Here is an 18,453-nt window from a genome sequence, read left to right as displayed (position 1 = left end):
TCGTGCTGTGTTCGCGCCCACAGGGTCAAACCCCACCGGTTCATATTTGCATAGGCTTACCTTATATTGCCAGTGGGTGCCGCGCCGCACCGCGGCACTGATACACGCAACGATTGGATGGACATAATGCTCAGCACCACCACAAAGAGGCCGGGGACGTTGATCGCTCTCGCCGCAGCCACCCTCATCGGCGCGTTTGGATTTGGCTCGGCCGCGATCCCCGCGACCGCGGCGCCGATCGTCGCCCCGCTGCACGCCAGCGCGCCCGGGCCCGGCGAGCTGAAGGCGAAACTGCAGGTCGCCCTGAACACCAACGCGCCCCGGGCGACCCGGGCGGCCGAGCTCGAGGCGGGCGAAGCGGGACTGCCGCTGATCGACCAGGTCGGCACCGCGATGGCCGCGACACCGCCCAGCTTCCGGTGGACCATCCTCGGTCCGGTCACCGTCAACGGGGACATTCTCACCGCGACTCTGCAAACGGCCGTCGACGGCTATGACCCCTTCCACTTCCAGCTCACCTGGAAGAACATCGACGGCATGTGGAAGCTGACCCGCGAGGGCGAATGCACCGTCGCGAGCGTCGCATTCCTGCCCTGCACCGTGTAAACAGCTGCGCTGCAACGGCAATGGCCCCCGCCCGGCGGGGGCCATTGCTGTCCGGACGTCTTGTGTCATACGACACAGCTGATTCTCCGGCCTAATTAGGTTAGCCTTACCACATGGGTAGAGGATTTAACGGCTTGCTGCTGAAGGCTTGGCGAGCCGAGGACTATCGGCTGACCGTCACCTCGACCGAGAGCATCTCGGACAAGTACCTACGGCTCGGCTTCACCGCAGGGGGGCTACTCGAGGATCACCCCGTCCATCCGACGCAGTGGGTTCGCCTCTGGATCCCGAACGGCGACAAAGAGCATCAGCGCGGCTACACCCTGGTCGACCCGGACCCGGCAGGCGATCGCTTCTGGATCGAGTTCGCGATGCACAACGGCCCCGCCGCGGAGTGGGCCCGAAACGCTGCCGTCGGAGCCGAAATCGACGTGTCGGTTCTCGGTTCCAACTTCCAGCTGCCGGATCCGATGCCGAGTGAGTTCGTCATCTTCGGCGACACCGCCTCCCTGCCCGCGATCAACTCCCTGCTCGACGCGATCGGCGACACCCCTGCCCGCGTCTGGCTGGAATGGCAGTACGAGTCCGACACCACGCTGCCGGTGCGCAACAAGCCGCACCATCAGGTGACCTGGCTGCAGCGCGTCGACGACGGCCGGTTGCTGCGCGAACAAGCACACCAAATGGACTGCCCGAAAGACGCTTTCGCCTGGGTGGCATGTGATGGCCACACCACCCGGTCGATCGTGAAGTCGCTCAAGACGACCCACGGCCTGCCCAAAGCCTCGATCAAGTCACAGGCGTACTGGAGGTAGTTCGCGCGACGTTGCCGGTGTAGCGCAGGCTGGTACTCGGATTCGGGCCCGATCGCACACGCGCTGTGCGGGCGGTGGCGGAGCCGGGGTCCGCTGTGGACCCCGGCTGTCCGGTTCAGACCGTGACAGGTTCGAGACGCCACCCGGCGGCGCGGGAGCGTTCGTTCCAGAAGTCGGTGTACCGTCCGCCTGCCGCCAAAAGCTCACGGTGCGTGCCGCGTTCGACAATCCGGCCGGCGTCGAGGAACAGGATTTGGTCGGCGTGCGCGATGGTGGCGAGCCGGTGCGCGACGACGATGACTGTTTTGTCCCTGGTAAGTTCGTGCATTCCGCGCACTACCACCGCTTCGCTGTGCGGGTCGAGCGCGCTGGTCGCCTCGTCGAGCAGCACGATCGGAGCGTCCTTGAGCAACGCGCGGGCGATGGAAACCCGTTGCCGCTCACCGCCGGACAGGGTGGCACCGCCCTCGCCGACCCTGCTGTCCCAGCCGTCCGGGAGGCGATCGACGATCTCGTCCACCCGGGCAGCCTCGGCCGCAGGGCGTACCTCGGCATCGGTGGCATCGGGTTTGCCGATGCGGATGTTGTCCGCCACCGACTGATCGAACAGATACACATGCTGAAAGACCAGCGACAGCTTGTCCAGCAAAGTCTCCGACGGCTGATCCCGCACGTCGTGCTCACCGACGACTACCCGGCCCGATTCGACGTCGGCGAACCGCGCCACCAACCGCAACAAGGTGGTCTTTCCCGCACCGCTCGGCCCGACGATCGCGGTGGTGGTGCCCGCGGGAACGCTGAACGTGAGTTCGGCGAGGACGCGTTCGCCCGGCCGGTAGCCGAAGCTCACATTGTCGAACACGACCGACGGAACACCCGGCGTCACCGGCGTTTTCGCCTCCGGCAGCACGGGTTCCGCCAGTAGTGCGGTCACCCGATCCGCCGCGGCCGACGCCGAGCGCAGCGCATTCGCCAGCTGTGCGGCCTGATTCAGCGGCTCGATGAACCGGGAACTCACCGCGATCAGGGCGATGGCGGCGGCCGCCGAGATGGCGCCTTCGGTCACCCGGCCCACCACTACGTAGACCAGGACGAGAAAGACCGCTTGGACGAACAGCCCGAAGATGATCAGACCCGGCACCGTCGCGACCATCAACCGCGAAATGGCCGACCTTTGCCCGGCCAGCGCCGCCGCCAATGCCCGGTTTCCGGAGCCGACCGCGCCGAACGCGCGCAGCACCGGCTGCGCCTGCGCGAATTCCAGTACCCGCGAGTCGGCTTCGGCCGCGGCGGCGTGCATCCGCTCGTCGGACCGGGTGTAAGCGCGGTTGGCCAGACTGTTGATCATGTACAGCACCGGGGCCGCGAGCAGCATGGTGAGCGAGATCCGCCAATCGATGAACAGCATGCCCACCGCGACACCGAGCGGCACCAGAATGCTGGTGATGACCTTGGTCAGCAGGTAGGCGACCAAACCCTGGATCTCGCGGACGTTCTCGACGACGAGCCGCGACAACGAGCCCGCGTTCTGCGCGTCGAACCAACCGAGCGGCAGCGCGTTGAGATGATCGCCCAGCCTGGTCTGCAGCCCCCGCTGCATGCCGACACCGATGCGCAGACCGATCACGGCCTGTACGAATCCGAACACGACAACCGCCGAGACGGCCGCGATCATCCACAGCGTCCACATCCAGGCGCGGCCGAGGTCGTCGTCGAACAACGCCTCCAGCACCGGAACGAGCAGCAGATAGGCGGCGGCCTGGCTCAGTGCCTGCGCGACGATCGCGGCGAGCAGTTTCGGTGTCAGCGGGTCGAATTCGTCGGGTACCAGCCCGAGCACCCTGCGAATCATCGGACCTTCTCCGTCTCCAGCGCAATCGTGCCCAGCGCCGCCTCATTGATTTCCCATAGCCGTTGGTAGGTCCCGCCCGCTTCACGCAGCGTTGGGTGGTCGCCCTGCTCGACGATGGTTCCGTTCGCCAGCACCAGAATGCGGTCGACCCCGGTGATGGTGTGCAGCCGGTGCGCGATGACCAGCACGGTGCGTCCGGCTACCAGCACGGCGAGTGCGTCCTGCACGGCCGCCTCCGATTCCGGGTCGGCGAAGGCGGTCGCCTCATCGAGGACGAGCACGGGCGTATCGGCCAATAGCGCGCGGGCAATGGAAAGGCGTTGCGCCTCACCGCCGGACAGGGTGGCATCGACACCGATCTCCGAGTCGTAGCCGCGTGGCAGCGCCATGATGCGCTGGTGGATCTGCGCGGCGCGTGCCGCCTCTTCCAACGCGACGTCGTCGGCGTCGGCACGGGCCAGCCGCAGATTGTCGCGTACGGTGCCGCGAATCAGCCGGACGTCCTGGAAAACGAATCCGACTGTGCGATGGAGCTCCTCGGTCGAGTAGTCCCGGATGTCCTTGCCCGCAATGGTGATCCGGCCGGAGCCGACGTCGTAGAAGCGGGGCAGCAATTTGGCGAGCGTCGATTTGCCCGAGCCGCTCGGGCCGACCAGTGCGGTGAGGGTACCGGGAGCCAGTTCGAGGTCGATGTCGCGCAACACATCATGGTCTTTGCGATAGCCGAAGCAGACACCCTCGAAGCGGACCACACCGGCCGGAGCGGATGCCGGGTCGTCCGAACTCGTTGCTCGCGTGGGCAATTCGGGTGTCTGCTGCAACTCGTGCAGCCGGACTGCGGCGGCACCGGCGGTGCGCAGCGCCTGCGTGCCGTAGCCGAGACCGAGCAACGAACTACCCAAACCCAGCCCGACCAGCAGGAATGGCAGCACGTCCACCGGCGCGACCCAGTGCAGACCGACACCGGCGAGGCCCGCGAGCACGATCACCAGCATGACGAAGACCGGAGCTACCACCAGGTCGGCGGCGGCCTGCAGTCGAATGATCGGCGTCTTCAACCGATCCAGGCTTTTCGCCTGTCCGTCCACGGCGTCCTGGAATATGTTGTGCGCCTTGCCCGCCTGGCCGAACGCGCGCACCACCTGGATGCCGTCGACGAATTCGACGGTCGCGTCCTGCGTGCGTCGTTCCCACCGGTTGTAGACGGCGAACCGGTCGCGTCCGTCCTGGTCCATCATCCTGCTGTAGATCACCGCGTAGGCGACCAGCGGAATGAGTAGTACCAAGGTGAGCCGCCACTCGACGGTGCACAGGTAACCGAGGGTGACCCAGCGGGACGGTGAGCGCGCCGACGAATTCCAGCCGGGCGTGCGCCACCAGATAGTGCAGCGCCTCGACGTCGTCCTGCAGCAGCTTCTTCACCTCGCCGGCGGATCGCTCGCCGAACCAGCCGAGTGGAACCCTGGTCAGTTTCGCCGCGAGCAGGGTGCGCAGCGACAACTGGTAGCTCGCGTCCACCTGATGCGACCAGGTCAGCGCGGCCGCTTGCAACAGCCCGCGGGCGAGGAGCACGACAACGGCGATCAGCAGCAGACGCCAGACCCGATCGGAATCGACCTGGTCGGCCAGCAGTTCCCGGCATGCCTCGACGATCAGCATGAACGGAACCACGGAGCACACCGAGGCAACCGCGACGACGATGCTCGCCAGGTTGAGCGCCCGCCGTACGGGTGCCAGAATCTCCCTGCGCGCCAAGGCTTCTTGCTGCTTTCGCATCTTCCGCACCGCTCGCGAGGGTCGGTTGCCCGTCTCCGCCGCCAGCAGCGGCGCGACCTCCACCGTCATACCTTGTTGCCTCTCGCCATGCTGGGATTGCCCACCGGATCGGGCCCATCCTCACACAGAACGAGCCGCGAAGGTAGGTTAGCCTAAGTTAAGCGGGAGTGGGCTTCGCTCACCGCATCACGGGCAGTACCGCGACGGTGCCGCGCCCGGTCGCGGCCTCGATGAAGTCGATCGGGTCGGGTACGGCAGCCAGGATCTGCGCCGTGTAGCGGAGCGCGGCTTCGGGCGCGGGCGGTCCGCCGACTGCCGCAATCAGATCGAGTAGATGCACCGTGAGGTCGACAATCGCCACCTCGACCAGCGCCCGGCAGGTCACGGACCCCAGGTGCGGGTGCGGCAGGACGGTATCGGGGCCGAGGTCGCGCAGGTCGGCAAGTCCCAGCGGGCCATCCTCGGCGAAACGACGCAGCAAGGTCTCGGTCTCGATGGTCTCCGCGGCCCCGGCGGCTTGTGCGGCAATGTCGTCGGCCGCGGTGTGCGCCAAACCGCCGGGACTATTGAAGAGGCGGAGGATTTCGGCTCCGGTCGTGACCGCGGCAGGGCCCTCCACCCGGACATCGCGCATCGTGTCCATTTCCGCCGCATCCGGGGCCACGTGTGCGAACAGGGCGCGCACCGACCAACCGGGCAGCCGCGTAGGCGTCGCCCATTGTTCCGGCGTCAGCGCTGCTCCGCGCTCCGCCCATGAGCGCCAAAGTTCCGCCAGCATCTCGGTGTTCATTCGGCCTCCTTCAGAAATGCCTGTGTTTTATCGTCGAATCGTTTGTCGCACTGTGGACTTGTTCCGGACATCTGCGAAAACGGGTCAGGGCTTACTGCTTTCGATTTCCCCTCCGGTGCGGGAATGCTCCGTGAACGACCGCCCAACCAGGCCCGATAGCGCGGACGCATGGCTAGTTTCAACCATACGGAAGCACTTCGACGAAAGTACGAATATGTTTGTCACACAGATCATTTCCACATTTTCGTATTGTTCGGTGGACCCAGGTGAACTGACACCGGAGCAGGCCCATCGCGCGATGCAGGTGCATTTGAACTGCGACGTGGACGTGTGCCGGGCGCGCCGACGGGCGCGGCGAACCCTGGTCGAGGCCCGGCGGATGGTTCTCGATGAGCGGGCCACGCCCTAGCGCGGAATCCTTCCGGCTTGCGGGGTGTTGTTCCGCACATGACCACTACGGCATCCGACCGATCCGCTGCGCCCGTCGTCGACCCCGGCACCCCCTTCGGTGCCAAGGTCATCGAGCGCCTCGACAAGGAACACGTGATCTGGCTGACCACCGTCGGCGCCACCGGCACACCCCAACCCAACCCGGTCTGGTTCCAGTGGCGCGACGACGAGTTCCTCCTGTTCAGCAAGCCCGACCAGGCCAAGTTGCGCAATCTCGCCCGCAATCCGCGCGTCTCGCTGAACTTCAACAGCACCGAATGGGGCGGGGATGTAGTCGTCTTCACCGGTACCGCGCGCATCGATGACGCACCGGCCTCCCCGGACGAAATCGCCACGTATACAACGAAATACACCGAGGGCCTGAAGGATATCTCGATGACCGCCGAGCAGTTCTTCACCGAATACTCGGCGGTGGTCCGGATCCGCCCCGATCGGCTGCGCGGGTTCTGAACCGCCCCACGCTGTCGAGCCGTCGCCCATAGCCGGGCAGTCGCGGCGCGCGTCCGCATGGCGAGCCCGACCACCCGCACCGGGGCGGGGCGCACCGGCAGGAAGGTATCGACTCGGGCCGCTCTGCCCGGCGAAATAGCCGACGACTAGGGTCGATGCCGATGAGAAGGCGGCAAAAATCGCCGTTGCCGAAGCGGCACGGCCTGGACCCAACCCGGCTCCGGCTGCCGGAGGACGGCGACTGGGGGACGATTCGCGACCATCTGGTCGAGCGGCTGCCGAGGGTCGACCCGGCGCGCATCGACGAGCTGCTGCGCGACGGCGGGATCGTCGATCTGGACGGCCCGGTCGCGCCGGACGCGCCGTACGTGCCAGGCGGCGCGGTGTGGTTCCACCGCGATCTGCCCGTCGAAACGCCGGTGCCGTTCGACATCACCATCGTCCATCGCGACGACGATCTCCTGGTCGTGGACAAGCCGCACTTCCTCGCGACCATCCCGCGTGGCCAGCACATCCTGCAGACCGCGCTGGTACGGCTGCGCCGGGAACTGGAGCTGCCGGAGCTGATTCCGGCGCATCGGCTGGACCGGGCGACGGCGGGGCTGGTGCTCTTCATCATCAACCCGGCGCGACGCGGGGCGTATCAGACGATGTTCCACAGGCGCGTAGTTCGTAAGGAATACGAGGCGATCGCGCCGTTCGATCCCGGGCTGACGCTGCCGCGCGTCGTGCGCAGCCGGATCATCAAAGAGAAGCACGTGCTGGCAGCGCAGGAGGTCGAGGGCGAGCCCAATGCGGAGACGTCGATCGAGCTGCTGGAACATCGCGACGGGCTGGGCCGGTATCGGTTGCGCCCGCTGACCGGTCGGACCCATCAGCTGCGGTTGCACATGAACAGTCTCGGCATCCCCATTCTCGGCGACGACTTCTATCCGGTACTCACCGATAAGCCGGTCGACGATTTCACCCGTCCGCTGCAACTGCTCGCCGCGTCGCTCGAGTTCACCGATCCGATCAATGGCGAACCGCGCCGCTTCGATACCACCCGCAAGCTGCAAGCCTGGACGGATCCGGCTGGGTGGGTCGGCTGACGGGTAGGCCGCTGGCAAATGAACGATCGTGTAGCAGCCGTGCCCCCCGTCCGTACACTGGGCGGGATGCTCGCACAGGACCTCGCGGAAGCGGCTCCGCACCGCCATAAATTGCATGCTTATGTCGACGTGGCCGTGGTTGTCGTTGTCTTGGCAGGCACCAATCTGATCGCCCACTTCACCACCGCGTGGGCCAGCATCGTGACCGTGCCCGTGGCCGCCGTCGTGCTGCTGGCGCTGATGCGCCGCCGCGGGCTGCACTGGCACGAGCTCGGCCTCTCGCCCCGGCACTGGCGGCGCGGCACGCTCTACGCGCTGGGCGCCGTCGGCATTGTGATCGCGGCCGTCGCCATCGGCGCGGCACTGCCGATCACCCGCCCGTTTTTCCTGGCCGATCGCTATGCCACCATCTCCGGTGCGCTGATCGCGTCGATGATCGTGATCCCGCTACAGACCGTGATTCCCGAGGAACTGGCGTTCCGCGGCGTGCTGCACGGCACGCTCGATCGGGTCTATGGCGTTCGTGGTGTCTTCTTCGCGGGATCACTGCTGTTCGGGCTCTGGCACGTCGCCTCCTCGCTCGGCCTGACCAGCAGCAACCGCGGCCTCGCGGGCTTCGTCGGTGGCGGCCTGGCCGGCCAGGTCATCGGCGTCCTGCTCGCTGTGCTGGCCACGGCGGCGGCGGGCGTCGTCTTCACCTGGCTGCGCCGCCGCAGCGGCAGCCTGCTCGCCCCGATCGCGCTGCACTGGTCGGTCAACGGCGCGGGTGCGCTGGCCGCCGCCATCGTTTGGCATACGACTCTGACTTGAGTCGGCGGTCGGTCGGGCTTACGCGCAGGGGGCTGAAATAGTGCACAGCCCACGGGAATTCCCGCAATATCCGCCGCCGTATTACGCCGCGTTCTGGATCAGCTCGGACGGCGTGTTGCTCAAATCGGCGTGTCACAAGAACGCCTGAGATATTCGCACTGGTTTTCGAGCGTCGGCATTGACCTTGGCCGGTGGTCGGTTTAGCCTCATTGCGATCACACATACGTTCGAGCAAGTAGGTCTGCTGACGATCTGCTCCGGGAAGGCTCGCGATGCGCGACGAACAATCGACCGGTAGTTCCGAGATCGCCGCGTTGGCGCAGCAAGTGGAGACGGCACGCGGGAAATTGCCGCTGCAGCACGACTCCGCGCTGTTCGAGGTGTTGTCCGAGGGCGAGATCGCCGCGGAACGTGAACTCGCGGAATGGGTTCGGGCACAGCGACGGAAACAGCGGCGCCGGGCGATCCAAGCGGAACTGGCCGCCGAAAAGCGAGACCGGCGCAGTGCGAAGAGCATTCGCCGAGCCGACGAGGCGGACGCGCGCTGGCATCGCCGGGCACTGGCCGCGCGCCGGCGGGTGTCGAGCGAGGACGCCCGGCTGGCGCAGCTGTATCGGCGCGCGGAGTGGTCGTCCCGAGCGCTGATCGCGGTGGTTGTGCTCGGCATGGTGTGGGCCGGGGTGAATGTGCAGCACAACCTGGTGCCGAGCGGAGACATGTCCGACCCGCTGTACTGGTTGAGCTACGGGATCGAGGCGATGATCTCGATTCCGATCATCACCATCATGGTCGCCGCGACCACCGCGGCCCGCTGGGGTCGCGAACTTCCGCGCGGCAAGGTGGTGTTCTTCGAGGTCGCGCTGCTCGGGACCACCGTCGCACTGAATGCGGGGCCGCATCTAGCGTCGGGTTCCTTCGGACGTGCCACGGAATACGCGATCGCACCCGTCATGGTCGGGGTGGTCATCTGGTTGCACGCGTGGGTTTCGGCGCGTTATGCGTTGCTGATCGACGGCGCCCCGGTGGTGGATCGCGAGGCGACGATGGTTCGGCGTCGAATCAGCGAGGACCCGCGCGTTGGGCTCGCCGTCGATGCACCGGACGAGCACCGATGGTTGCTCAGTGGAGTCGACCCGTATGAGGCGTCAAACGCCAGTCGGTTGGGTGGCGCGGTTGCCGAGAACGGTGGGGTCGCCGGAAGTGCGGGCGGGCTCTCGGACATGCCGCACACTCGTCCGCTCGACCCGAAGGAGCCCGCCGCACCGGCAACCAATGGGCATGTGGTGCGGTCGTTCTCGACCGACGCTGCGCACCCGCTGCCCCACACCGGTCCGCTCGACCCGATGGAGCCCGCCGCACCAGTAACCAACGGGCATACGGTGCGGTCGTTCTCGACCGACGCTGCTCACTCGCTGACCAACTCGGTCGATGAGCCTGCCGTGCACAACGCTCCGTCGACCAACGGACAAGCCATTCACAACGCTCCATCGCCCAACGGCCGTGCGGCTCATAAGCCCTCGTCGAATGGTCATGCCGTGCAAGGCGTTCCGGTCGACAATCATCGCCGTACTGCGGACGAGCAACCGGCCGTCGACATGGAGTCCCGCACCAATGGTCAGGTCGTGGCACCGTTCTCGGCCGTCAACGGCTACCCGCTGCCCGCCGAGCCGCGCGGCTCGCACTCCGCCTGGCCAACCGAGAACGCCTCATCGACCACCGGCTCCGCCGCCCAACCCGACTCGGCAAGTCCTCGCCCGGACGCGCCGGAATCCGACACCGCCGCGTCGAATCCCACCTCCCGCGACAACAGTCACCGCTCGACAACCAACGGCCACGCGGTGACGAACGGTCACGCCGTCACCGACAGCGGCCGGACCGCGCCGGTGAACGGCCAGTCGGCCACATCGGTCAACCGCACCACACCCACCAATGGGGACACCGCGCACACCAACGGCCATGCCGTCGAGGGTCGAGTCGTGTCGACCAATGGGCATGGCACGCCCAATGGACATGCCATGCCGTTGTTTCCGATTAATGATGCGCCGCGCGAACCCGCTGATTCCGGCACCGGCAAGACCGCCGCCCCCGAGGCCACCACGGACGCGCCCCTCGGCGACGACTCAGAAGAGCCTCACCCTGGTGACCCCATTCGTAAGGCCGCCGCGACGATCGCCGACACAGTCGCCCAAGCGATTTCGGGCGAGACCGTTTCTCGCCCCACCACCAGCCGCCGAAAGTCGGCCGCCCCCACCGTCACCGATGCCGATATCGAACAACTCGTCTTCGATGAGGCGGTCGAGCCGCCGCGTCCGCCTGTGCGCACTGGGATGGCCAGTGCTGTCGTCCGCGCCACCGTCGATGCGGAGGTCGAACCGGACGGCTCGGACGCCGAACTCGACGAGGACGAGCTCGACGAGGACAACGAAATCTCCGCTCTCGCACACGAAATCGCCCGTCGGCGGCTGTCGAATCTCACCGTCGAACAGCTCGCGGAGATTCTGCTCCTCGCCGACGAGTCCTGGCCGACACCCGGCATCGCCAACGAGGTCGGTGTCCCCCGCGCCGCCGTCGCCCGCGCTCTCGAAGCGGCCCTCAAGGTCGGCAGGCCGTACGCGATCTCCGGCTGACGTTCGCGAGCAATAACAAGGGCTGTCCTCCGATGTGATCGGAGGACAGCCCTTGTCGTTTACTTACTTGCGTCGTTCACCGGTATTCGACCAACCGCTTCCGCTACTGGGTGCGGCAAGCGTGCGGTCGTCGCCGGATGCGTAAGAGGACCCTGGTCCGCCGGACCCGTCCGACTCGAACGACCTATCGGACTTCCGATCCCCGTGCCCCGGCCACCACGCCCGATGCCCGAGCAGCGCCGTCAGCGCCGGAGTAAAGAACATCGCCATCACGAAGGCGGCGATACCGATGCCGACCGAGATGGCAAAGCCCATCTGTGAGAGAACGTTGTTGCCCGCCAACATCATCGAAGCGAACGTTCCGGCGAGGATCAAGCCCGCCGCCGCGATCGTCGGACCGGTGTGCTGCAGACCGAGCGCCGCCGCCTGCCTCGGGTCGCGGCCCTCGCGAGCCTCCTCCCGCAACCGCGCGACCATCAGGATGTTGTAGTCCGTGCCGAGCGCGACCACGAACAGGTACATGATCACCGGCAGGGTGAAGATCAAGCCGGAATTGCCCTGCATGTGCTGGAACACCAGCACCGCGGCACCGAGCGTGGCGGCGAACCCGAGGAACACCGAGGCCATCAGGTACCACGGCGCGACCAGGCTGCGCAGCAGCAGGGCCAGCACGATCATGATCAGGATCGCCGCCACCGGGAACACGATGGCGTAGTCGTGGTTCATCGCATCCTGGAAGTCGACGAAGACGGCCGTCATACCGCCGACGGCCGCGGTTGTCCCGGCCGGTGCCGCGGCGTGCGCCGCGTCCCGCAGCGGACTGCGGACCGTCTCGATCGCGGCATCCGACTCGGGTGCGGCGGCAAGCGTCACTTGGAAGTTGGCGGTCGCCTTGTCTTCGGACAACAGCGGTTCCGCCACCTGGCCGACCCCCGGCACCTGGGCCAGCGCGGACCGGTAGGCGGTGAGCTGGTCGCTGGTCAGCGCGCCACTGTCCGATCGAAGGAGCACATCCGACGGCTGGGTGGCGCCCGCGGGCATGCCCTTGAGCAATTCCTTGTTGTAGACGACGGATTCGGAGGTGTCCGAGGTCGATCCGCCGGTCAGGTCGAAGGTCGGATGGAATCCGAACGCGAAGATGCCCAGTGCGACGAGCACACCACCCGACACCGCGGCGAACGCGCCCGGTCGCCGCCCGAGCGCGGCGCCCATCGCGGTGAACCGGGCCCCCTTCGGCTCGGCCTGCCATGCCTTCGACGGCCAGAACACCTTGGTACCCAACAGCGATACCACGGCGGGCACCAGCGTGAGGCCCGCGAGCAGCGCCACGGCGACGGCGATCGCCAGTGCGGGCCCGAGCGCACGGAACATGCCGAGGGTGGACAACGTCAGCGCCATGAACGCGATGATCACCGCGCCGGCCGCGGAGGTGATCGCCTCACCGACCCGGGCGACGGCATTCACCATCGCGGTCTTCGGCTCGTCCCCGGCGCGCAACCGTTCCCGGTAGCGGAACATCAGGAACAGGATGTAGTCGGTGCCGACGCCGAACAGCACGACCAGCAGGATGGAGTTCACCGAACTGTCCACCTGGAGGTCGAAAGCCTTGGCCACCATGGCGATCAGGCCGCCGACGACGCTGGAGATCGCGCCGATGACGACGATCGGCAGCAACGCGATCACCGGGCTACGGAAGATGATCAGCAACAGCACCAGAATCAAGATGATCGTGGCGGCGCCGATGATGGCCATGCCCTTCTCGCTCGACTCCACCTGATCCAGCATCTGCGCGGCCTGGCCGGTGATGCCCGCCTTCAGGTCGGTGCCCTGCACCTGTTCCTTCAATGCGTCACGCAGTGCCTTGACCGCGTCGCCCTGCGTCATGTCGCCCGCACTGGTCACCTTCGTCATCTGCACGGCGATGATCTGGATGAGCCGGTTCTCCGAGGGCGGGATCGGCTGTAATGCCGTCACATCCTTGATGTTCGCGGCGGTGAGCTTCGAGCCGATCGCGGCTATCGCGGCGGAATCCCCGGCACTCAACTGGCCGCCGTCGGCACGGGCGAAGACGATGATCGCCGCGGGCGCGGCGCTTTGTGGAAAGGCCTTCTGCTGCATATCGAGTGCCTGGATGGACTCGTAATGCGAAGGCAGGAATTCGGATTGGTCGGTGGTCGATTTGAGTTCTGGCGCCGCGGCGACCACTCCGACGATGATGAGCAGCCACAGGCCGATCACCTTCCACGGATGGTGCACGACCACGCGCCCGAGGCGAGCAAACATGGGGGACAGTTCCTTTCGGTATCCGAGCCGCGGCTCAGATGTCGAGATCCTCGATGGGCGGCTGCTCGGTCACGTCGACGAGCGTGCGGTAGATCTTGGCCGGAACCCGATCCCGCAATTCCTCGTCCGAATCCACCACTTCCAGTGTGGAATCACCCCAGCTCAATTCGTCGAGTTCGAGCACATTGCGCCAGTTCTTCTTCTTCAATTCCTTGACCCAGTCGGCCATCACCGAGAAGTCGGTCCACTCCGCCGTCCGCCGATGCACCACATACTTGCCCTTCCGGCTCGAATAGACCCGGACCACCTCGATCCCCGCCTTGGTGACCTGCGGCGACTCCCCCAACAGCCGCCCGGCAAACCGCTGCACCCGCGCACCCCCCGGCCCCAACTTCACCACCACCTCGTCGAACTCCCCGGAATCCCCCTTCTCGAGATCCACAACCGCCGCACCGGCATCCACCGTCTGCCCCGCTTCGCTACCCATGATGACTCCCATCAATACGTGAATGCGCATACGCGCATAGATCTACAGCGACGGAACCCCTCATTCGTTCCCGTCGCCCCGAGTAGATCTTCAGTTGTCCACTGACCCGGTGCGCCGTTCCCAGCACCCCGTCCGGAGCCACTATAAGTAGATGTATACGTATAACGCAAGCGCTGTCGGGAACCGGACCTTCTTGCGACCTCCGAGTGGCCCCATCCTGCGGCCAGCCGACGACGAATGAGCTCTGTGGTTGAAACCAGAGCGACTATCGTGGAGAACATGACCGGCGCGTATGCCTACGACGAGCGGCCGAGCGGCGAGCACCCGCTGCGCCCCGGCGCATCGCCGCAGGACATTCGCTCGGCGCTGCTGCCCACCGACCGTGCCGAGTTCGATGCCGAGTACGAGCGGGCGCTCACCCATGCACGCGAACGCCTCGATCTCACGGAGTTGTTCGGCACTCTCGAACACTGGCGACGCATCGCGCTCCTGCAAAACGACCGGAAAAGCTACCGGCAGGTCGTTCGCAAAGCAGCGAAAATACTTACCGGCGAAGAGATTCCAGAGGATGAACCGCTCGAGGTCACTCGAGCCAAGGCCGGTATGTAGGTGTACCGCGTCCAGATCGACCCGGACGTTCATCAGCAAATCGACGCACTTTCCGCAACTGCGCTAGCGCCGTTTGCGGAGCTGCGAGTCGTTCTCGAAGTCAGTCCTTGGAGCGGTGACTCCATCAACAGGGCGAAGCCGGACGCACCGGTACGAACAATGCCATTCGGCCGGAACCACGAAGGACTGGTGACCTATCTCGTCGTTGATGAGCGCCGAGAAGTCCACGTGCCGATAGTCCAGTGGATCGGCGACTAGGTGGCAGGAAGCGAGTAGTCGAGCGGCCAAAGGTTTCAGCCTATGGCCTGGCCGACTTCCACTCTTTCCTTCTCGATGGCGAGGCGGCGGCGTTCGCGGATGCCGACGAGCAGGGCCAGGCCGAGGGTGAGGCCTAGGGTTGCGGCGGCGGTGAAACCTGCGGCGAAGCCGCCTGCGTCGATGGCTATGCCTGCCATGGAGCTGCTGATGCCGTTGCCGAGGGTGAGGGCGGCGCTGTGCCAGCCGATGGCTTCGCCGCGGCCGCCTTCGGGGACGATCCGGCTCATTTGGTCGATGGAGGCGGTAATTGTTGGGGCGCAGAAGATTCCGGCGAGGAGGCCGGTGATGGCGAGGGAGATCGGGCCGACGGCGAAGGCCATCGGGATGGTGACGGCGCCGAGGGCGGCGAGCACGACGCCGAGCCATTGTTGTGCGCCGAACTCGCGCACGGCGGAGACGAAGGTCAGTTCGGAGGCGGCGAGGAGCGAGATGGCCGCGCTCGCGCCGACGCAGAGAGCGACGAATTCGATGCCGAACCAGGCGCGACGCGGTACGGCGGGGGCTGCCGGGTGGCCCGCGGGCGAGTACCAACGTCCATTGCACGCAGAGCAATACGATCGTGGTGACCAGAGGCTGGCGGCGGCGACGCCGAGGATCGGCCCGACCATGAACGCCATCTCGACCGACACCGCTTCCAGCGCGAGCGCCGGTTGCCGGTTCTCCTCTGTGGTCGCCGCGATCACCGCTTGCCGGACCACGGTGAAGATCGGGACGTCGAAGCGTCCGGCGACCGCGGCGAGGACCAGCAGCGGAACATAGTCGAAGTGCGCCTTCGACTTCCACGCCTGCCGCCGATGCCCGCCGCAGCCGCCGTGCGGTCCGGCTGGTGACCGCATCCCCTTGCTCCCGTGGGCGGGTCAGGCGGTGAGGGCGGCGCGATTCAGTAGGTAGTCGGTGAGGGGTTCGTAGTATTCGGGGAAGACCCCGTCGTCGAGGGGGACGGTGACGGCGATTTTGCCTTCGTCGTGGCCGGCGAACAGGGCTGGGTCGTTGGAGTCGGCGAAGCCGACGGTGTCGATGCCTGCTTCGCCTGCGGCACCGGCCCAGCCGTGGTCGGCGATGACCAGGTCGGGCCAGGGGTTGGGGCTGTCGCGTAGTTCCGCCAGCATGGCCTGCATGGGGTGCGGGTCGTGAGTGTGCTTCAGCCTGCCGTCGGCGCGGAGCGCGGCAACGCCTGAGGTGTAGGCGATTTCGCGCATCCTCGGCCCACTATCCGTGCGGACCTGGTACGACCATCCGGCGGCGGGGGTGAGCACCGCACATCCGGCGGCACGCAAAGCATCTTCGACGGCTCGATAGACACCCATGAGCGGTCCCGGGTGTCCGGTCGCCAGGATCACCGTTTCCTGTTCACGGGCCGCACGGCCGATCCTGTCCCCCATCGCGTCGAGCGCGTCGATGGTCAATTCGGGGTCGATGGTGTCGGAGCCTTGCCGATACCGCGGGTCGGGATTGACCCCACACAGCCGCGCCATCATCTCCAGCGTCTCGTCGAACGTCCAAGCCTTCAGTGCCAGCCCGAATTGATAGTCGGGATCCTTCGCGACCATCCGGCGATAGTGCGCCAGGTTCCCTTCGCGCGGCGTCGCGACGTCCCCCGCGATCCTGGTTTGCAGCAAATGCTTACGCAACAGCGCCCGGTCATATGGCTGCGTCATGAATCCCACCTCCGCGTCGCCCGGCGCTGCCGCCGAGGCCAGGTGCACCGACGCAGTGTTCGTTCGCCGTCAACATGACACTACAAGAATCGTCTGTTTACTCCGCTCGATCGCGGAACGGGTTTCGGACCTCGAGTCCAGCGAAGTTGCGGCCATGCTGAAGGTCTTCGGACAGAAGGTATTTCGCGCCGGACTGGGCTGCGGCCTCGATGATCAACGCATCCCACCAGGACACTTTGTGTGCCTCCTGGAGGAATGAGGCGTTTACGACTACCAGTGGATCCATGTCGATGGCGCACCATTCGCTGTACACCGCAACGATGCGGCGAGCTTCGGTCGCCGTCAACCGCGGTGTGAACTTGCGCGTGGCGACGCTATAGAACTCCTGCAGGACCTGTGTGCTCAGCACACCGACCTTCTGGTCCCATAAGCCCGCGAGAACTTCACGAGCAATCACGCTTCGACGATCGATGCCTGCCTCATAGGCATAGAGGAGGACGTTGGTGTCTACGAAGACCCGTTCTGCGCTCACCGGCTCCGACTCTCCCATCGGTCGTAGAGGTCTTCGCGCCGCCATTCGACGGGGCCCTCACCTGTCCGCTCCGCCGCCATCGCCATCGCTTGCAATGCCTGGTGTCTCGCCGCCTCATAGCGGGCGGTATCGGTGACGAGTTCGCGCACTTGCTGCGCCAACAACGCGCTGAGCGACGTCCCCTGCCTGGCCGCGATCACCTTGGCCTCGGTGATCAGCTCTTCGTCCAGCTGGAGCGTCAAGTTCCTCTTGGTCATGCCACAGTATATCACGTGGACCACAGGAATTAACGTGGATCTCGCCAGCGTCCACGAAACGACAAAGGCCCGCCTCCCAAATGGGAAGCGGGCCTTCGACATTCAGACCGGAAAGACCTACTTGGCCTTCTCCAGCACCTCGACCAGACGCCAGCGCTTGGTCGCCGACAGCGGTCGGGTCTCCATCAGCTGGACGCGGTCGCCGATGCCGGCGATCTCGTTCTCGTCATGCGCCTTCACCTTGGAGGTGGTGCGAATGATCTTGCCGTAGAGCTTGTGCCGGTTACGGTCTTCCAGCTCGACGACAATCGTCTTGGTCATTTTGTCCGAGACAACGTAGCCGGTGCGTACCTTGCGGCTGGCGCGCTGCTCTTCCACTTTCTCGCTCATGCCGCATCTCCCTTGTCAGCGGGTCCGGTGGCCAGACCGAGCTCGCGCTCGCGCATGACCGTGTAGATGCGCGCGATCTCGTGACGAACCACGCGCAGCCGACGGTTGTTGTCCAGCTGACCCGTCGCCATCTGGAAGCGCAGGTTGAACAGCTCTTCCTTGGAGTCGCGCAGCTTCTGCACCAACTCTTCTTCGGTGAGCTCGCGGAGCTCTGCGGCCGGTGTTTCAGTAGCCATCAGAACTGCTCCTCCCTGGTCACGATCCTGCACTTCATCGGGAGCTTGTGCATCGCGCGGCGCAGGGCCTCACGAGCGATCTCCTCATTGGGGTAACTCATCTCGAACATCACCCGTCCGGGCTTGACGTTCGCGATCCACCACTCGGGCGAACCCTTACCGGAACCCATGCGGGTTTCGGCAGGCTTCTTGGTGAGCGGGCGATCCGGGTAGATGTTGATCCAGATCTTGCCGCCACGCTTGATGTGGCGGGTCATCGCGATACGCGCCGACTCGATCTGCCGGTTGGTGACGTAGGCCGGCTCCAGTGCCTGGATGCCGAACTCGCCGAACGCCACCGAGGTGCCGCCCTTCGCCATGCCGGAACGACCCGGGTGATGCTGCTTGCGGTGCTTCACCTTGCGAGGCATCAGCAT

General features: G+C 65.9%; 21 protein-coding genes. 9 read left to right on the top strand and 12 right to left on the bottom strand.

The genetic code is table 11. The annotated features are described in order from the left end of the window. Nucleotides 1-126 precede the first annotated feature (126 nt). Together ACFK0J_RS05330 and ACFK0J_RS05325 are read left to right on the top strand one after the other, a co-directional pair. On the top strand, nucleotides 127-606 hold the full coding sequence (locus ACFK0J_RS05330; RefSeq protein WP_378737093.1) for a hypothetical protein: 480 nt from the start codon (nucleotides 127-129) through the stop codon (nucleotides 604-606). Between the two features lie 113 nt (nucleotides 607-719). Beyond that, on the top strand, nucleotides 720-1,421 hold the full coding sequence (locus ACFK0J_RS05325) for a siderophore-interacting protein (RefSeq protein ID WP_378737091.1): 702 nt from the start codon (nucleotides 720-722) through the stop codon (nucleotides 1,419-1,421). Nucleotides 1,422-1,536: 115 nt separating this feature from the next. Here the strand turns inward: ACFK0J_RS05325 and ACFK0J_RS05320 are convergent, their stop codons facing one another. Beyond that, nucleotides 1,537-3,273 (bottom strand): ABC transporter ATP-binding protein, encoded by a 1,737-nt coding sequence (locus ACFK0J_RS05320; protein ID WP_378737089.1) that lies wholly within the window; start codon nucleotides 3,271-3,273, stop codon nucleotides 1,537-1,539. Then, nucleotides 3,270-4,559: an ABC transporter ATP-binding protein gene (locus ACFK0J_RS05315; RefSeq protein WP_378737087.1), complete on the bottom strand. Its 1,290-nt coding sequence runs from the start codon at nucleotides 4,557-4,559 to the stop codon at nucleotides 3,270-3,272. Before ACFK0J_RS05315 ends, ACFK0J_RS05320 begins: the two co-directional genes overlap by 4 nt. Before the next feature lie 37 nt (nucleotides 4,560-4,596). Between ACFK0J_RS05315 and ACFK0J_RS05310 the strand changes: the two genes are divergently transcribed. Next, complete coding sequence (locus ACFK0J_RS05310) at nucleotides 4,597-5,205, top strand: hypothetical protein (protein ID WP_378737086.1); 609 nt, start codon at nucleotides 4,597-4,599, stop codon at nucleotides 5,203-5,205. A gap of 22 nt (nucleotides 5,206-5,227) precedes the next feature. Here the strand turns inward: ACFK0J_RS05310 and ACFK0J_RS05305 are convergent, their stop codons facing one another. Beyond that, the gene (locus ACFK0J_RS05305; protein ID WP_378737084.1) at nucleotides 5,228-5,839 is read right to left on the bottom strand and encodes a maleylpyruvate isomerase N-terminal domain-containing protein; all 612 of its coding nucleotides are present in this window, start codon (nucleotides 5,837-5,839) and stop codon (nucleotides 5,228-5,230) included. Nucleotides 5,840-6,095: 256 nt separating this feature from the next. Between ACFK0J_RS05305 and ACFK0J_RS05300 the strand changes: the two genes are divergently transcribed. The 5 genes from ACFK0J_RS05300 (at nucleotide 6,096) to ACFK0J_RS05280 (ending at nucleotide 11,267) form a co-directional block, all read left to right on the top strand. Next, nucleotides 6,096-6,248, top strand: coding sequence for a hypothetical protein (locus ACFK0J_RS05300; RefSeq protein WP_378737082.1), 153 nt, complete (start codon nucleotides 6,096-6,098; stop codon nucleotides 6,246-6,248). Between the two features lie 38 nt (nucleotides 6,249-6,286). Then, the gene (locus ACFK0J_RS05295; protein ID WP_378737080.1) at nucleotides 6,287-6,739 is read left to right on the top strand and encodes a TIGR03667 family PPOX class F420-dependent oxidoreductase; all 453 of its coding nucleotides are present in this window, start codon (nucleotides 6,287-6,289) and stop codon (nucleotides 6,737-6,739) included. Nucleotides 6,740-6,900: 161 nt separating this feature from the next. Then, nucleotides 6,901-7,830, top strand: a complete 930-nt coding sequence (locus ACFK0J_RS05290) for an RluA family pseudouridine synthase (RefSeq protein WP_378737078.1) — start codon at nucleotides 6,901-6,903, stop codon at nucleotides 7,828-7,830. Nucleotides 7,831-7,896: 66 nt separating this feature from the next. Further along, entirely contained in the window at nucleotides 7,897-8,640 is a 744-nt protein-coding gene (locus ACFK0J_RS05285) for a CPBP family intramembrane glutamic endopeptidase (protein ID WP_378737076.1), read from the top strand. A gap of 272 nt (nucleotides 8,641-8,912) precedes the next feature. Further along, entirely contained in the window at nucleotides 8,913-11,267 is a 2,355-nt protein-coding gene (locus ACFK0J_RS05280; RefSeq protein WP_378737074.1) for a hypothetical protein, read from the top strand. A 63-nt stretch (nucleotides 11,268-11,330) separates the two neighbouring features. Here ACFK0J_RS05280 and ACFK0J_RS05275 read toward each other — a convergent pair whose 3' ends face one another. Next, the gene (locus ACFK0J_RS05275) at nucleotides 11,331-13,550 is read right to left on the bottom strand and encodes an MMPL family transporter (protein ID WP_378737072.1); all 2,220 of its coding nucleotides are present in this window, start codon (nucleotides 13,548-13,550) and stop codon (nucleotides 11,331-11,333) included. A 34-nt stretch (nucleotides 13,551-13,584) separates the two neighbouring features. After that, nucleotides 13,585-14,037, bottom strand: coding sequence for an EXLDI protein (locus ACFK0J_RS05270; protein WP_378737070.1), 453 nt, complete (start codon nucleotides 14,035-14,037; stop codon nucleotides 13,585-13,587). A gap of 279 nt (nucleotides 14,038-14,316) precedes the next feature. On the opposite strand from ACFK0J_RS05270, the gene ACFK0J_RS05265 reads away from it, so the two are divergent. Beyond that, nucleotides 14,317-14,646, top strand: a complete 330-nt coding sequence (locus tag ACFK0J_RS05265; RefSeq protein ID WP_378737068.1) for a DUF6247 family protein — start codon at nucleotides 14,317-14,319, stop codon at nucleotides 14,644-14,646. 293 nt (nucleotides 14,647-14,939) lie between these two features. Here ACFK0J_RS05265 and ACFK0J_RS05260 read toward each other — a convergent pair whose 3' ends face one another. The 7 genes from ACFK0J_RS05260 to rplP form a co-directional block, all read right to left on the bottom strand. Continuing rightward, nucleotides 14,940-15,800, bottom strand: coding sequence for a hypothetical protein (locus ACFK0J_RS05260; RefSeq protein ID WP_378737066.1), 861 nt, complete (start codon nucleotides 15,798-15,800; stop codon nucleotides 14,940-14,942). A gap of 21 nt (nucleotides 15,801-15,821) precedes the next feature. Continuing rightward, the gene (locus tag ACFK0J_RS05255) at nucleotides 15,822-16,622 is read right to left on the bottom strand and encodes a phosphatase (RefSeq protein ID WP_378737064.1); all 801 of its coding nucleotides are present in this window, start codon (nucleotides 16,620-16,622) and stop codon (nucleotides 15,822-15,824) included. Between the two features lie 97 nt (nucleotides 16,623-16,719). Then, nucleotides 16,720-17,154, bottom strand: coding sequence for a PIN domain-containing protein (locus ACFK0J_RS05250; RefSeq protein WP_378737063.1), 435 nt, complete (start codon nucleotides 17,152-17,154; stop codon nucleotides 16,720-16,722). After that, nucleotides 17,151-17,411: a DUF6364 family protein gene (locus tag ACFK0J_RS05245; RefSeq protein ID WP_218473669.1), complete on the bottom strand. Its 261-nt coding sequence runs from the start codon at nucleotides 17,409-17,411 to the stop codon at nucleotides 17,151-17,153. The genes ACFK0J_RS05250 and ACFK0J_RS05245 overlap by 4 nt, the downstream gene beginning before the upstream one ends. 117 nt (nucleotides 17,412-17,528) lie before the next feature. Beyond that, on the bottom strand, nucleotides 17,529-17,801 hold the full coding sequence (gene rpsQ / locus ACFK0J_RS05240; RefSeq protein WP_218473667.1) for a 30S ribosomal protein S17: 273 nt from the start codon (nucleotides 17,799-17,801) through the stop codon (nucleotides 17,529-17,531). Continuing rightward, complete coding sequence (rpmC, locus tag ACFK0J_RS05235; protein ID WP_014981663.1) at nucleotides 17,798-18,037, bottom strand: 50S ribosomal protein L29; 240 nt, start codon at nucleotides 18,035-18,037, stop codon at nucleotides 17,798-17,800. Before rpmC ends, rpsQ begins: the two co-directional genes overlap by 4 nt. Further along, on the bottom strand, nucleotides 18,037-18,453 hold the full coding sequence (gene rplP / locus ACFK0J_RS05230; RefSeq protein WP_025347180.1) for a 50S ribosomal protein L16: 417 nt from the start codon (nucleotides 18,451-18,453) through the stop codon (nucleotides 18,037-18,039). Before rplP ends, rpmC begins: the two co-directional genes overlap by 1 nt.

The sequence above is a fragment of the Nocardia brasiliensis genome (genome assembly GCF_042691675.1).
Classification (GTDB): Bacteria; Actinomycetota; Actinomycetes; order Mycobacteriales; family Mycobacteriaceae; genus Nocardia; species Nocardia brasiliensis_D.
This window is presented reverse-complemented; position numbering and strand designations above follow the sequence as displayed.